13 protein-coding genes are annotated in these 14225 nt (G+C 57.8%); 11 read left to right on the top strand and 2 right to left on the bottom strand.

Features of this window, described 5'->3' with window-relative positions; genetic code table 11:
* Positions 1 to 118: 118 nt before the first annotated feature.
* A complete protein-coding gene (gene fadI, locus R0I78_RS08360; RefSeq protein ID WP_317075023.1) occupies positions 119 to 1435 on the top strand; it encodes an acetyl-CoA C-acyltransferase FadI in 1317 nt (438 codons plus the stop codon).
* Positions 1428 to 3536 carry a fatty acid oxidation complex subunit alpha FadJ gene (fadJ, locus tag R0I78_RS08355; RefSeq protein ID WP_317075022.1) on the top strand — a complete coding sequence of 703 codons (2109 nt, stop codon included), beginning with the start codon at positions 1428 to 1430 and terminating at the stop codon, positions 3534 to 3536. Before fadI ends, fadJ begins: the two co-directional genes overlap by 8 nt.
* A gap of 182 nt (positions 3537 to 3718) precedes the next feature.
* Here the strand turns inward: fadJ and asnS are convergent, their stop codons facing one another.
* The gene (asnS, locus tag R0I78_RS08350; protein ID WP_317075021.1) at positions 3719 to 5119 is read right to left on the bottom strand and encodes an asparagine--tRNA ligase; all 1401 of its coding nucleotides are present in this window, start codon (positions 5117 to 5119) and stop codon (positions 3719 to 3721) included.
* Positions 5120 to 5230: 111 nt separating this feature from the next.
* Here asnS and R0I78_RS08345 point away from each other — a divergent pair, with 111 nt between their 5' ends.
* Together R0I78_RS08345 and maiA are read left to right on the top strand one after the other, a co-directional pair.
* Positions 5231 to 5575 carry a hypothetical protein gene (locus R0I78_RS08345; protein WP_317075020.1) on the top strand — a complete coding sequence of 115 codons (345 nt, stop codon included), beginning with the start codon at positions 5231 to 5233 and terminating at the stop codon, positions 5573 to 5575.
* Between the two features lie 13 nt (positions 5576 to 5588).
* A complete protein-coding gene (gene maiA, locus R0I78_RS08340; protein WP_317075019.1) occupies positions 5589 to 6227 on the top strand; it encodes a maleylacetoacetate isomerase in 639 nt (212 codons plus the stop codon).
* A gap of 87 nt (positions 6228 to 6314) precedes the next feature.
* On the opposite strand, the gene bioA is transcribed toward maiA, so the two are convergent.
* Entirely contained in the window at positions 6315 to 7586 is a 1272-nt protein-coding gene (gene bioA / locus R0I78_RS08335) for an adenosylmethionine--8-amino-7-oxononanoate transaminase (protein ID WP_317075018.1), read from the bottom strand.
* Positions 7587 to 7694: 108 nt separating this feature from the next.
* Between bioA and bioB the strand changes: the two genes are divergently transcribed.
* The 7 genes from bioB to R0I78_RS08300 all read left to right on the top strand — a co-directional run bounded on the left by bioB (position 7695) and on the right by R0I78_RS08300 (position 14220).
* On the top strand, positions 7695 to 8717 hold the full coding sequence (gene bioB / locus R0I78_RS08330) for a biotin synthase BioB (protein WP_317075017.1): 1023 nt from the start codon (positions 7695 to 7697) through the stop codon (positions 8715 to 8717).
* 115 nt (positions 8718 to 8832) lie between these two features.
* Positions 8833 to 9969, top strand: a complete 1137-nt coding sequence (gene bioF, locus R0I78_RS08325) for an 8-amino-7-oxononanoate synthase (RefSeq protein WP_317075016.1) — start codon at positions 8833 to 8835, stop codon at positions 9967 to 9969.
* Positions 9970 to 9977: 8 nt separating this feature from the next.
* Entirely contained in the window at positions 9978 to 10733 is a 756-nt protein-coding gene (bioC, locus tag R0I78_RS08320) for a malonyl-ACP O-methyltransferase BioC (RefSeq protein WP_317075015.1), read from the top strand.
* Positions 10726 to 11409, top strand: a complete 684-nt coding sequence (bioD, locus tag R0I78_RS08315) for a dethiobiotin synthase (protein ID WP_317075014.1) — start codon at positions 10726 to 10728, stop codon at positions 11407 to 11409. The genes bioC and bioD overlap by 8 nt, the downstream gene beginning before the upstream one ends.
* Positions 11410 to 11484: 75 nt before the next feature.
* Positions 11485 to 12360: a protease HtpX gene (gene htpX / locus R0I78_RS08310; protein ID WP_019935454.1), complete on the top strand. Its 876-nt coding sequence runs from the start codon at positions 11485 to 11487 to the stop codon at positions 12358 to 12360.
* Positions 12361 to 12544: 184 nt separating this feature from the next.
* Positions 12545 to 13900 (top strand): type II toxin-antitoxin system HipA family toxin, encoded by a 1356-nt coding sequence (locus R0I78_RS08305; RefSeq protein WP_317075013.1) that lies wholly within the window; start codon positions 12545 to 12547, stop codon positions 13898 to 13900.
* Positions 13897 to 14220, top strand: coding sequence for a helix-turn-helix transcriptional regulator (locus tag R0I78_RS08300; protein ID WP_317075012.1), 324 nt, complete (start codon positions 13897 to 13899; stop codon positions 14218 to 14220). Before R0I78_RS08305 ends, R0I78_RS08300 begins: the two co-directional genes overlap by 4 nt.
* Positions 14221 to 14225 lie beyond the last annotated feature (5 nt).

Genomic DNA, 14225 nt, shown 5'->3' with positions numbered 1-14225 from the left:
ATTCAGTCTAACCACTGCGGCCGCACACAGCGACTCTTGTTAATTACCTGTTTGAAACCCTTTTCGCCATTGCTACTATGCAGGCAGGTCAGACCTCTTGCAAAAACAAGGAGCGTTCATGTCGTCTACCATTCCACTTGTTACTCACAAGGGTGATCGCATTGCCTTTGTGTCGGGGTTGCGCACCCCCTTTGCCCGTCAGGCCAGCGTATTTAAAGACATGGCGGCCCTCGATCTGGGCCGCATGCTGGTAGCCGAGCTGCTGGCCCGGGCACCGGTAAACGCCAGTGACATAGAGCAGCTGGTATTTGGCCAGGTCATTCAGATGCCCAGCGCCCCCAACATTGCCCGGGAAATAGTGCTGGGCACAGAGCTGCCCGTGAGCACCGACGCCTACAGCGTGACCCGCGCCTGTGCCACCAGTTTTCAGGCGGTGTCTAGCCTGGCCGAGGCCATGCAGGCGGGCAGGGTAGCAGTGGGCATTGCCGGCGGGGCCGATTCGTCTTCGGTGCTGCCCATTGGCGTGTCGCGCCGGCTGGCCGCAGCCCTGCTGGAACTCAGCAAAGCCAAAACCCTGAGCAAAAAACTGGCCATTCTGCGCCGGCTTAATTTAAAAGATCTGGCCCCGGTGCCGCCGGCCATAGCCGAATATTCCACCGGCCTCACCATGGGGCAAACCGCCGAACAAATGGCCAAAAGCCACGGCATTTCACGCCAGGCGCAAGACGAATTCGCCCATCGCTCCCACCAGCTTGCCGCTCGTGCCTGGCAGCAGGGCTGGCTGAATGATGAAGTAATGACGGCTTATCTGCCGCCCTTTAAAGCGCCCTTCTCGCAAGACAACACCCTGCGCGCCGACGCTGAGCTCAGCAACTATGAGCGGCTTAAACCCGCCTTTGACAAGCGTCATGGCACCGTGACTGCCGGCAACAGCACGGCGCTGACCGACGGGGCTGCCGCCGTGCTGATGATGACCGAAAGCCGGGCCAGGGCACTGGGGCTGAAACCTCTGGGCTATTTGCGCAGCCATGCCTATGCCGCCATTGATGTGCGCCATAACATGCTGCTGGGGCCCAGCTACGCCACCCCCAAAGCGCTGGCACAGGCGGGCTGCAGCCTGGCCGACATGAGCCTGATAGACATGCACGAGGCCTTTGCCGCCCAGACTCTGGCCAATATTCAATGCTTTGAAAGCCGCACCTTTGCCGAAAATGAGCTGGGGCAGGGCAGTGCCATCGGCACCATCGACATGGACAAATTCAACGTGCTGGGCGGCTCTCTGGCCTATGGCCATCCCTTTGCCGCCACCGGCGCACGCATGATCACTCAAACCCTGAACGAGCTGAACCGCCGTGGCGGCGGTCTGGCCCTTGCCACTGCCTGTGCCGCCGGCGGCCTGGGCGTGGCCATGGTACTGGAGGCAGCCAATGACTGAAGCCACTTTCACTCTTAGCATTAATGACGGCATTGGTCTCATCACCATGGATGTGCCCGGTGAGCGCATGAACACACTGCGCGAGAGCTTTGCCGGCGAGTTGCGCGCCCTGCTGGCCGAGATTCACAACAACCCGGCCATTAAAGGGCTGGTGCTGCGCTCGGGCAAACCCGACTCCTTTGTGGCCGGTGCCGATGTGCGCATGCTGGAAAGTTGCACCAGCGCCGGGGCCGCGGCGGCGCTGTCTCGCGCCGGGCAGGAGATTTTTACCGAGCTGGAGCGGCTTGAGCTGCCGCTGATTGCCGCCATTCACGGCCCCTGCTTAGGCGGTGGCCTTGAGCTGGCGCTGGCCTGCCATGGCCGGGTGTGCAGCGATGCCGACATTACTCGTCTGGGCTTGCCGGAAGTGCAGCTGGGGCTGATCCCCGGCTCCGGCGGCACTCAGCGGCTGCCCCGTGAGGTGGGCTTAATGAAAGCCCTCGATATGATGCTCACCGGCAAGCAGCTGCGCCCCAAACAGGCACTCAAGGCCGGTCTGGTGCACGACTGCGTGCCCGAAAGCATTTTGCTGAGCACCGCCATGGCCATGGCCAGACAGGGCAAGCCCGCCAGTGCTCGCAAAACGGACCTGAAAACCAAAGCGCTGGAAGGCAACCCGCTGGGCCGCAAACTGGTGTTTGATCAGGCCCTGAGCAAGCTGCGCGGCAAAACCCAGGGCAACTATCCGGCCCTGGAAACATTGCTGGAAGTCGTGCGCACCGGCCTTGAGCAGGGCAGTGAAGCCGGTTATCAGGCCGAAGCCAGCGCCTTTGGCGAGCTGGTAATGACGCCCGAATCCGCCTCATTGCGCCGGCTGTTTTTTGCCACCACCGAAATGAAAAAAGAAACCACCTATCAGGGGGCCGAGCCCGGGCCGCTGCACCGAGTGGGCGTGCTGGGCGGTGGGTTAATGGGCGGCGGCATTGCCTTTGTTACTGCCACCAAGGCGGGTATGCCGGTGCGCATTAAAGACATAAAAGCCGAAGGCATTAATCAGGCCATGGCCACCGCGCACCGCTTGCTCAATGCCAAGGTAAAGAAAAAGCACCTGCGCCGCCCCGAGATGAACCGCCAGCTGGCGCTGCTCTCCGGCACCCTGGATTACAGCGGCGTTGAGCGCGCCGATATAGTAATAGAAGCGGTGTTTGAAGATCTGGCCATAAAACGCGATATGGTGCAGCAGGTGCAACAGCAGTGTGCGGCTCACACCATCTTTGCCAGCAACACCTCGTCCATTCCCATTCATCAGATTGCCGACGGGGCCGCCGACCCCAGCCGTGTGGTGGGGCTGCACTACTTCAGCCCGGTAGAAAAAATGCCCCTGGCCGAAATTATTCCCCATGCCGGCACCAGCCCGGAAACCGTGGCCACGGCGCTGAAACTGGCCCGGGCTCAGGGCAAAACCCCCATAGTGGTAAAAGACAGCGCCGGCTTTTATGTTAACCGCATTCTCGCTCCCTATATTAACGAAGCCGCCCGCCTGCTGCTGGAAGGCGAGCCGATAGAAGCCATAGATCGCGCTTTGGTGAAATACGGCTTTCCGGTAGGGCCTATTACCCTGCTGGATGAAGTGGGCCTGGACGTGGCAGTAAAAATTGCGCCCGTGCTTGAGGCGGAGCTGGGCAGCCGCTTCAAGGCCCCGGCGGCCCTTAACAAACTGCTGGACGCCAAGCGTTATGGCAAAAAGAACGGCCGCGGTTTTTACGCCTTTGACAAAAAAGGCAAACCCGCCGATCCGGACATGTATCGCCTGCTGGGCATTACTCCCAAAGCGCAATTACCCGCTCAGGACATGGCCGAACGCTGCACCCTGCTGATGCTCAACGAAGCCGCCCTGGCCTTGGCTGATGGCGTGATTGCCAGCCCCCGCGACGGCGACATCGGTGCCGTGTTCGGTATTGGCTATCCGCCCTTTACCGGCGGGCCTTTTCATCATATGCATCAGCAGGGCATCGCCAGCATAGTGGCCAAAATGGAAGAATACGCGCGCAAATACGGCGAACGCTTTGCGCCCTGTGAACCGCTGCGCGATATGGCGAAAGCAGGGAAAAGTTATTACTGAGGGGAGAAACTCATTACTCCTCCCACTTTAAGGGTGAAGGCCGGGAGGGGGTAAGCCAACCCCACCCTGACCCTCCCCTTGAAAAGGGGAGGGAACCTACAGCTCCCCCTTATTTAAGGGAGGGAACATGCTTTTGCTCCTCCCCCTTTTTAAGGGGGAGGTCGGGAGGGGTTTAAACGGGGTTAAAACTCGGCGTGGCGCGGAGTGCGGGGGAAGGGGATCACATCGCGCACGTTGCCCATGCCGGTCACATAGGCCACCAGGCGCTCAAAGCCCAGACCAAAGCCGGCGTGAGGCACGGTGCCATAGCGGCGCAGGTCGCGATACCAGCCGTAATCTTCCTTGTTCAGGCCCATTTCTTCCAGGCGGGCGTCCAGCACTTCCAGCACTTCTTCCCGCTGGGAGCCACCAATAATCTCGCCAATGCCCGGGGCCAGCACGTCCATGGCCGCCACGGTTTTGCCGTCGGCGTTCAGCTTCATATAAAAGGCTTTAATGTCTTTCGGGTAGTTCTTCACCACCACCGGCGCTTTAAAGTGCTCTTCCGCCAGATAGCGCTCATGCTCGGACGACAAATCAATGCCCCATTCCACTGCAAACTCGAACTTCTTGCCGGACTTCTGCAAAATGTCTACCGCATCGGTGTAATCCACCTGAGCAAAGTCTTTTTCCACAAAGTTCTGCAGGCGGCTGATGGCGTCTTTATCTACCCGCTGGGCAAAGAAGCTCATGTCGTCCATGCGCTCTTCCAGCACGGCGCGGAACACATATTTCAGCATGTCTTCTGCCAGCTTGGCAGCATCGTCCAGATCCGCAAAGGCCAGCTCCGGCTCTACCATCCAGAACTCGGCCAGATGGCGGCTGGTGTTGGAGTTTTCAGCACGGAAGGTAGGGCCAAAGGTATACACCTTGCTCAGGGCACAGGCGTAGGTTTCGGCGTTCAGCTGGCCCGACACGGTAAGAAACGCCTCTTTACCAAAGAAGTCTTCTTCAAAGTCGATCTCACCCTTGTCGGTGCGGGGCAGGTTTTGCAGATCCAGGGTAGACACCCGGAACATTTCGCCGGCGCCTTCGCAGTCGGAGGCGGTCACAATGGGAGTTGCCACCCACATATACCCGTTTTCATGAAAGAAACGGTGCAGCGCTTGCGACAGGCAGTTACGCACCCGGGCCACGGCACCAATCAGGTTGGTGCGCGGGCGCAGATGAGCATATTCGCGCAAATATTCAATGGAGTGGCGCTTGGCGGCCATGGGGTAAGAATCGGGATCGTCTACCCAGCCCACTACCTTCACCTCGGTGGCCTGCAGTTCAAAGTCCTGGCCCTGGCCCTGAGACTCGGCCACAATGCCGGTGACTTCCACCGAGCAGCCGGTGGTAACACGCACCACTTCAGACTGATAATTCGCAACGCTATTGGGCACCACAGCCTGCACCGGATTAAAGCAGCTGCCATCGTGAACGGCCAAAAACGAAATGCCCGCCTTGGAGTCACGGCGGGTGCGAATCCACCCCTTTACGGTAAGGGTGGTGCCAACGGCATATTTGCCAGCCAGCACATCAGTTACGGATGCGTGGGTCATGTAAATCGCTCTCCAGCTTTGAACTAAACCGGCTTATTGCCGATACACTATATAAGGCGACTAATGTTACCCGTGTAGCATCAGGACTCAAGCAAAAGATGGGAGGTGGATATGGCAAAACGCTCCAAAGACCGCTTAGGTGCTCTGCTGGCCGCCCTCACTGCCGGAGGCTGGACACTTTATATACTGCTGCTGGTGCTGTTTCACTATGCCCGCCCCGAGCAGCAATATGGCTATATGCGCTACCTTGAGGTAGAAGTGCGCACCGGCTGGCTCACCTTGCCGGCGCTGTGGTTTCACCTGGGCATTTGGGGTGCCTTGGGCCTGGCGATCACCACCTTTACCCTGGTGCACCTCAAGGGCCGCCGCCAGAGCCAATATCTCAAAGCTTACCTCGCCATGCTGGCCGCCGCCGCCATCCTCACCCTGCTGGTGTTCTATTTTTATCCAAATTAAAGGGAGTGCTGCCATGCATCTTTACAGTTTTTTCAACAGTTCCACCTCTTACCGGGTGCGCATTGCTCTGGCCATCAAGGGCATTAACGTTGACTACCACGGCGTAGACCTGCGCAACGGTGCTCACCGCGAGCAACGCTTTAAGGCACAAAATCCTGCCGGCGGTGTGCCCATGCTGATAGACGAACGGGGTAATGCCTTGGGTCAGTCGTTGGCCATTATTGATTATCTTGAAGCACTGCATCCCGATCCGCCGCTGCTGCCCGCCGAACCCTTGCTGCGCGCCAGAGTGCTGGAGCTGGCCAATCTCATTGCCTGCGATATGCACCCGCTTAATAATCTGCGAGTGCGTAACTACCTGGCCAATGAGCTGGCATTGAGTGAAGAGCAGCAACAAAACTGGATTAAACACTGGACCGCCGAAGGCCTGGCTGCAGCCGAAACACTGCTGCAGCGCCACGGCATGGGTGACTATTGCTTTGGCGATGCACCAACACTGGCAGACTGCTGCCTGGTGCCCCAGGTGGCCAACGCCATTCGCACAAACTGCAGCCTTGAGCCTTATCCGCGTATTGTGGCCGTTTATCAGCACTGCCAGCAGCAGCCCGCCTTTCAGCGCGCTGCGCCCAAACAACAGCCGGATTATCGGTAACATGTTGGGACTCGTCCCAACTACTGCCACTGCAGAATAGATTCCGGCTCAGGGGCCGGAATGACCTACACGGGGCCTGAGTGACGCCTAAATAATGTCAGTACACACCGCCAGCATGGCGGACGTTAACCGGCTTAACTCCTCGGGTTTAATCACATACGGCGGCATAATATAAAACAGCCTGCCAAAGGGCCGAATCCACACGCCCAGCTCCACCAGCTGTTTTTGCACCTCGGCCACCTTGAGTGGCTCATGCAACTCAATCACACCAATGCCGCCCAGCACCCGCACATCCGCCACCGCATCCAGCTCACGCGCAGGGGCCAGCTCTTGCTGCATTTGCGTTTCTATGGCGGCAATGCGCTGCTGCCAGGGTGAGCTTAATAGCAGCTTCAGGCTGGCCAGGGCCACGGCGCAGGCCAGCGGATTGGCCATAAAAGTGGGGCCGTGCATCAGCACGCCGGCGGGGCCGTTGCAAATGGTCTCGGCCACAGCCTGAGTGGTAATGGTGGCCGCCATGGTCATATAGCCGCCGGTGAGCGCCTTGCCAATGCACATAATGTCCGGCGTTATGCTTGCCCATTCACAGGCAAACAGCTTGCCGGTGCGGCCAAAGCCGGTGGCAATTTCATCGGCAATCAGCAGCACGCCGTAGCGGTCACACAGCTTGCGGGCACCTTTCAAATAGTCGGGGTGATAAAAGCGCATGCCGCCGGCCCCTTGCACCACCGGCTCCAGAATAAAGGCGGCCAGCTCATGGTGGTGCCGCTCAAATACCGCCTCCAGCGCCTGCAGATCTGTCGGATTAAATTCGTCGTTAAAGGTGCTTTCGGGCTGAGGCACAAAAAGGTGCTCGGGCAAAAAGCCCTTATACAGACTGTGCATGCCGCCGTTGGGGTCGCACACGCTCATGGCCCCAAAGGTATCGCCATGGTAGCCACGGCTTAAGCAGGCAAAGCGGGTTTTGGGCGTGCCTTTGCCATGCCAGTATTGAATGGCCATTTTCAGCGCCACCTCTACCGACACCGAGCCCGAGTCGGCCAGAAAGAACCGGTCCAGCCCGGCAGGCAAAACAGCGCCAAGCGCCCGGCACAGCTCAATGGCGGGTTCATGGGTTAAACCGCCAAACATCACATGAGCCATTCTGCCCAGCTGAGCGGTGGCGGCGGCGTTCAACTCGGGCACATTATAGCCGTGCAGGCAGGCCCACCAGGACGACATGCCGTCCACCAGCCGGCGGCCGTCTTTCAGCTGCAAGTGTACGCCGCTGGCGCTGGCCACTTCATAACAGGGCAGGGGGCGAGTGAGGGAGGTGTAGGGGTGCCACAGATGGTGCAGGTCAAACTCTTGATTGGTCATAAATAAATCAAACGTAAATGTGTGTGATGTTTTGTAGTTGACAGGCTAACACCGGCCCTTACACTTGGCCAGCAATCGCCACATCACATTTAATAAAAAAGGCACCTCATGAGCTGGACCCGCGAGCAAGTACTTGACCTGTTTAACCGCCCGTTTTTTGATCTGTTGTTTGAAGCCCAGCAGGTGCACAGAGCCAACTTTGATCCCAACGAAGTGCAGGTAAGCACGCTGCTGTCCATTAAAACCGGAGCCTGCCCGGAAGACTGCAAATATTGCCCCCAGAGTGCCCGCTATAACACCGGCCTGGAAACCGAGCAGCTGATGGAAGTGGAAAAAGTGCTGGAGCGGGCCCGCGAGGCCAAAAGCAACGGCTCCAGCCGGTTTTGCATGGGTGCGGCCTGGCGCAACCCCAAAGAGCGGGACATGCCCTATTTGCTGAAAATGGTGCAGGAAGTCAAAGCCATGGGGCTGGAAACCTGCATGACACTGGGCATGCTGAACGCCGATCAGGCCGGCCGGCTGGCCGACGCCGGGCTCGATTATTACAACCACAACCTGGACACCAGCCCCGAGTTTTATGGCGACATTATTACCACCCGCACCTATGCCGACCGGCTCAACACCCTGGAAAACGTGCGCGACGCCGGCATGAAGGTGTGCTCCGGCGGCATTGTGGGCCTGGGTGAAAGCCCGGAAGACCGCGCCGGCCTGCTGCTGGCTCTGGCCAATTTGCCCCGCCAGCCCGAAAGTGTGCCTATTAACATGCTGGTAAAGGTAAAAGGCACGCCGCTGGAAGATCAGGAAGAGCTGGACGATTTCGACTTTATTCGCACCATTGCCGTGGCCCGCATTTTAATGCCCAAGAGCCATGTGCGTCTTTCTGCCGGCCGGGAAAAAATGAACGAGCAAATGCAGGCCATGTGCTTTATGGCCGGTGCCAACTCCATTTTCTACGGCTGCAAACTGCTCACCACTCCCAACCCCGATGAAAACAGCGATATGCAGCTGTTCAAGCGTCTTGGCATTCGCCCCAGCGGCGTGAGCCAAAAGCCTGATGAAATGACCGAAATAGAGCTGCACGAGCAAATAGCCGAGCAAAATGCGCCAACCCCCTTGTTTTACGAAGCCTGATTCTCCCTCCCCTTGATAAGGGGAGGGCCGGGGTGGGGTTGAACAAACACCCGCGCGTTAGGTAAGTTGGGACTCGTCCCAACCTACCGGCTTATAGCTTACAGCTGGAATCTCAATGCCTTTTAACTTATCCCTTGCCGAACGCGAGGCCGCCGGGCTGAAACGCTCGCTGCCGGCCATTGAGCGGGTAGACGGCCGCTGCCTGTATGCCGGCGGCAGGCAATATCTCAACTTTGCCGGCAACGATTATCTCGGTTTAAGCCGCGCGCCTGAACTGCTGGCTGCCAGTGAGCAAGCCGCGCACCAATATGGCGTGGGGGCCGTGGCCTCACCGCTGGTGGTGGGGCATCAGACCATTCACCGTGAGCTGGAACAGGCGCTGTGTGACTGGCTGGGGCTTGAGGCGGTAATGCTGTTCAGCTCGGGATTTTCTGCCAATCAGGCAGTTATTAAGGCGCTGCCGGGCAAGGAGCACACCCTGTGGCAAGACAGACTTAACCATGCCTCACTGCAAGAAGCCGGCCTGCTCAGCCCGGCTCGCATGGTGCGCTTTGCCCATAACGACATGGCCGCCCTTGAGCGTAAATTAACACCCAACTCCGGGCTCATTATCTCGGAAGGGGTGTTCAGCATGGACGGCGACACTGCGCCCTGGCCCGGGCTGGTGTCGCTGGCAAGGCAGTCGGGTAACTGGCTGATGATAGATGATGCTCACGGTTTGGGTGTGCTGGGAGCAAAGGGCAAGGGCACACTCGCTGAACAGGGCCTTGAAGCCAGCGACGTGAACATTTTTATGGGCACCTTCGGCAAGGCGCTGGGCGTGAGCGGGGCCTTTGTGGGCGGCAGCCGCGCGCTGATTGACTATTTGCACAACCTGGGCCGCAGCTACATTTACAGCACCCACCTGCCGCCGCCCCAGGCCGCCGCCGTGCTGGCCGCGGTACGGCTGGTGCAGCAAGCCGATGACAAACGCGACCACCTGCAGACCCTTATTCGGCAGTTTCGGGAAGGGGTGAGCGGGCTACCATTTACCTTGCTGCCGTCCAACACCGCCATTCAGCCACTGATAGTGGGGGAAGAGCACAAAACCCTTGAACTGGCCGCCGCCCTTAAACATCAAGGCCTGTGGACCGGTGCCATACGCCCGCCCACCGTGCCCAAAGGCAGTGCCCGGCTGCGCATTACCCTTAGTGCCGCTCACACCAAAGCCGATGTGCAGCAGCTGATCAATGCATTACACGCCGCCCTGTAGAGAAAACCATGCAACACATAGACAAACAAAAAGTCGCCCGTGCCTTCAGCCGTGCCGCCCACAGTTACGACCACCACAACGAGCTGCAGCGGCGCAGCGGCGAGACCTTGCTGGCGCACTTGCCAGCTCAGGCAGACGTGGGGCTGGATCTGGGCTGCGGCAGCGGCTGGTTTGGGCCGGCGCTGAAACAACGGGCGAACAGGCTGCTGGCGCTGGATTTGTCTGCCGCCATGCTGCAGCAGGCCGGCACCCGTGCCGACATGATTCCCCTGTGCGCCGACATGGACGCGCCGCCGCTGGCCGAGCAAAGCCTCGACTTTATTTTTGCCAACCTGTGCCTGCAGTGGAGCAGCAACAGCGCCGCCTGGCTCAGCAACTGGAGCGCGCGGCTCAAACCCGGCGGCGTTATGGTGTTCTCCACCCTGCTGGATGGCAGCCTGGCTGAGCTGGCCCGCAGCTGGCATGCAATAGACTCGCACGCCCATATCAACCAATTTATGCAAGCGCAGACGTTGCGAGAGCAACTGGCCGCCACCGGCCGGCGCTGGCAACTGCACACCGGCACCGAGCAGCTGTGTTACCCCGAGCTGAAAGCCCTGCTGCAAGACTTAAAAGGCATTGGTGCCAACCAGATAAACCACAACCGGCGCACTGGCCTGCTGGGCAAAAACGCCTGGCAGCGGCTTAATCTCATCTATCCTAAAAACCAACAGGGCCACTGTGTGGCCACCTACCGGCTGGCATATGGAGTTATTTATGGCTAACACCTTTTTTATTACCGGCACCGACACCGAAGTGGGCAAAACCTTTGTTACCCGCGCGCTCATGCAGGCCGGCAAAGAAGCCGGCAAACAGGTGCTGGGCTACAAGCCTGTGGCCTCGGGCTGTGAGCTGATAAACGGCGAGCTTAAAAACGAAGACGCTCTGGCGCTGCAGGCCGAGTCCAGCATTAAACTGCCTTATGCCATGCACAATCCCTACGCCTTTGCTCCCGCTATTGCCCCGCACATTGCCGCCGAGCAGGCTGCCGAGCCCATTGAGCCGGCGCGCATTACCGAAGGCCTGGCCCGCCTGAAAGAAACCACCGCCGACTGGATTTTTGTGGAAGGCGCAGGCGGCTGGCGCTTGCCGCTGGGGCAGGGCCGGTTTTTATCCGACTGGGTAAAAAAAGAGCACATTCCCGTTATTCTGGTGGTGGGTGCGCGCCTTGGCTGCATTAATCATGCGCTGCTCACCCTTGAGGCCATTCGTCACGACGGCCTGGTGGTGGCCGGTTGGGTGCTCAACCGGGCAGATGCTCACATGAGCCACTATGAAGAAAACGCCGCCACCCTTAAAGCCTTGATCAAAGCGCCGTTTCTGGGGGAGCTGCCAAGGCTCACGGAAGAAGAGATCAGTACTGCCGTCAGCTATATCGATCCGGCCCCTTTGCTGAAATAATTCATCAGGGAGATCTTGAAATTCCCGTTGCCGGACATATTATGTCTTTAGTTCCCTGATGTAAGGAAAGCATTGATGAAACGCATATTGTTGTTTATTGCCACCAACCTGGCCGTGGTGCTGGTGTTGGGCGTGGTGCTGAACATCGTATTCTCCGTGTTGGGCATAGACAGCCGCAGCATGGGCGGCCTGCTGGTGTTCTGCGCCGTGTTTGGTTTTGGTGGTGCCACCATCTCGCTGTTCATCTCCAAATGGATGGCCAAGCGCAGCTATGGCGTGCAGGTGATTGAACAACCCCGTAATGAAATGGAGCACTGGCTGCTGACCACAGTGCAGCGCCAGGCTCAGCAGGCGGGCATTGGCATGCCGGAAGTGGGCATTTACGACTCGCCCGACATGAACGCCTTTGCCACCGGTGCCAGCCGCAACAACGCTCTGGTAGCGGTGTCTACCGGCCTGATGTACAGCATGAGCCGTGACGAAGCCGAAGCCGTGCTGGCCCACGAAGTAAGCCACGTGGCCAACGGCGACATGGTGACCCTCACCCTTATTCAGGGTGTGGTAAACACCTTTGTGATGTTCTTTGCCCGCATTGTGGCCAACGTGATCAGCGGCTTTCTCAGCAATGATGAAGAAGAGCAGGGCGGCGGTATGGGCGGCATTGCCTACTTTATTACCGTTATGGTGCTGGAGCTGCTGTTCGGTATTCTGGCCTCCATTATTGTGATGTGGTTCAGCCGCCAGCGCGAATACCGCGCCGACGAAGGCGGTGCCCGCCTGGCCGGCCGTGAAAAAATGATCGCCGCCCTGGAGCGCCTGCGCCACGGCCACGAATCACAACTGGAAGGCTCCCTCGCGGCCTTTGGTATTAACGGCAAGCAGCAAAGCGAGCTGTTAATGAGCCACCCGCCGCTGGAAAAACGTATTCACGCGCTGCGAACCATGCGCTGATAGTTGCAATAACCCTGTAGTTTGGTCTCTTTAACCCCGGCACGCCGGGGTTTTTTTATTCAAATATTCCCCATGAGCAAGAAAATGCTCAATTTTATCGATAACACTTTGTTTTGAGCGTAAATTTGCTCAAAAATCACGTCTTGATGTATATTTGAGTAATAATTTGCACATTGGTGATGTTATGGCTCCTCTTGCTCTGACCATTCAGATATTTCATGGTGACGCCTGGCACGATGCCGCCGAGCTGACCCTGGAAAAGCCGCTGCTGGGAAGAAGTGGCCCTGTACGGCTGGACTATCAATTTGATTACGCTGTTAACCATCAATATCGCGATGATGAACATGCTTGCGGGTTAACGCTGCCGGTTGAACTGATGATTCCCCATGAGGCACCAGTATGGTTTGGCTTTCTTGATGACATTATGCCTGCGGGGGCAGCCCGCCGATATTGGGTGAATCAGCTCGGGTTAAGCAATACCACGCCAGAGCGGCAAGACACAGAGCTGCTGCGCCATGGCACCATAGCGCCGGTTGGTAACTTGCGCATCAAGGAATCGTTGCCCGAGCTGCCGGCAAACAGCACTCTTAAGCAACGTCGCTTTGCCATAACGGAAGTAGTAGAGCGCAATACTGATTTTCTGGAATATGCGCAGCAAATGGGTGCTGCCAGTGGCGGTGCCACCGGTGCCGGAGGTGAGGCTCCAAAGTTGTTGCTGCGCTGCTCTGCTCAAAATGAAGTTTGGATAGATACCTTTCAGGATGATCTTTACACGCCGGATGCTCATTATCTGGTGAAGTTTCCACGTAATAACAGAAGCGCCATCGACTGCGATATTTTGCGTGCCGAATATCATTATTATCAAGAGCTGCAGAGCCTTGGCATAGAGACCATCAGCACAGCCAATATGAAGCTGCTTGAAGGTGAGCGCTTTCCTTCTCTCTGGTTACCCCGCTTTGATGTGGCCATAAAAAAGGGCAAGCTCACTCGCTATGGGCTGGAGTCGGTATATTCGGTGTTAAATAAGGCACCCGGCAGTTATCTGAAACATCAGCAGGTGTTACGTAGCGTGATTGCGTTATTGGAGCAGCAATATCGCATTACCGAACTGGGCGAGTCGTTTGATCGCCAGGCGTTTGTGAGTGAATGGGTGAAGCGGGATCTGTTGAATGTGGCTTTTGGTAATTCCGATAATCACGGCCGTAATACGGCTTTGCTTAAAACACCTGAAGGTATTTGGCTGGCACCAGTATATGACTTTGCACCCATGAAAGCAGATCCGGAAATGGTGCCGCGCTCCACCAGCTGGGGCAGCCCGCTGGAAGAGGGGGGTAAGTACAACTGGCAGGCTATTGCCGAGGAGCTTGCCGATCTTGCCGAACCCAGCCATCTGCTGCAGGAGCTGCAAACGCTCGCCGGCAAGCTGACGGGGCTGAAGCCAAGACTAGCCGCACGGGGTGTGCCCGACAGCATATTGAATATGCCGGTAATGGGGTTTGATTACCTGGACGACAAACTGAAAAACTGGGGACTGGTATGAATAAAAAAAGCCCCGCCGCACGAGAAGCCTTGCTGTTCTCACTGTTGGATAAATTATTCAGCGGCGACATCACCGAAGGCGAGCTGTTGCGAACCCTGCGTAAGGAACTGCTGGAAATGTCGCAAACCGATTACGCCAATATGGTAGGAGTGAGCCGGCGCACCCTGTCGGATATTGAGCGCAACGCCGGCAGCTCCACACTGGCGGTGCTGAACGCGGTATTTCGCCCGCTGGGGCTGAAAGCCGGACTGGTACCCAGAAGCCCGGCCATGATGAGAAAAATGCTGATAAAAAAAGACAGCTCCGAGATTGAGGAGTAGAAAAA

Origin of the sequence: Oceanimonas sp. CAM02, assembly GCF_032842915.1 — a bacterium.
In the GTDB taxonomy this organism is placed as follows: domain Bacteria; phylum Pseudomonadota; class Gammaproteobacteria; order Enterobacterales; family Aeromonadaceae; genus Oceanimonas; species Oceanimonas smirnovii.
The sequence above is the reverse complement of the archived record's forward strand: the minus strand, read 5'-3'. Positions and strand labels throughout refer to the sequence as shown.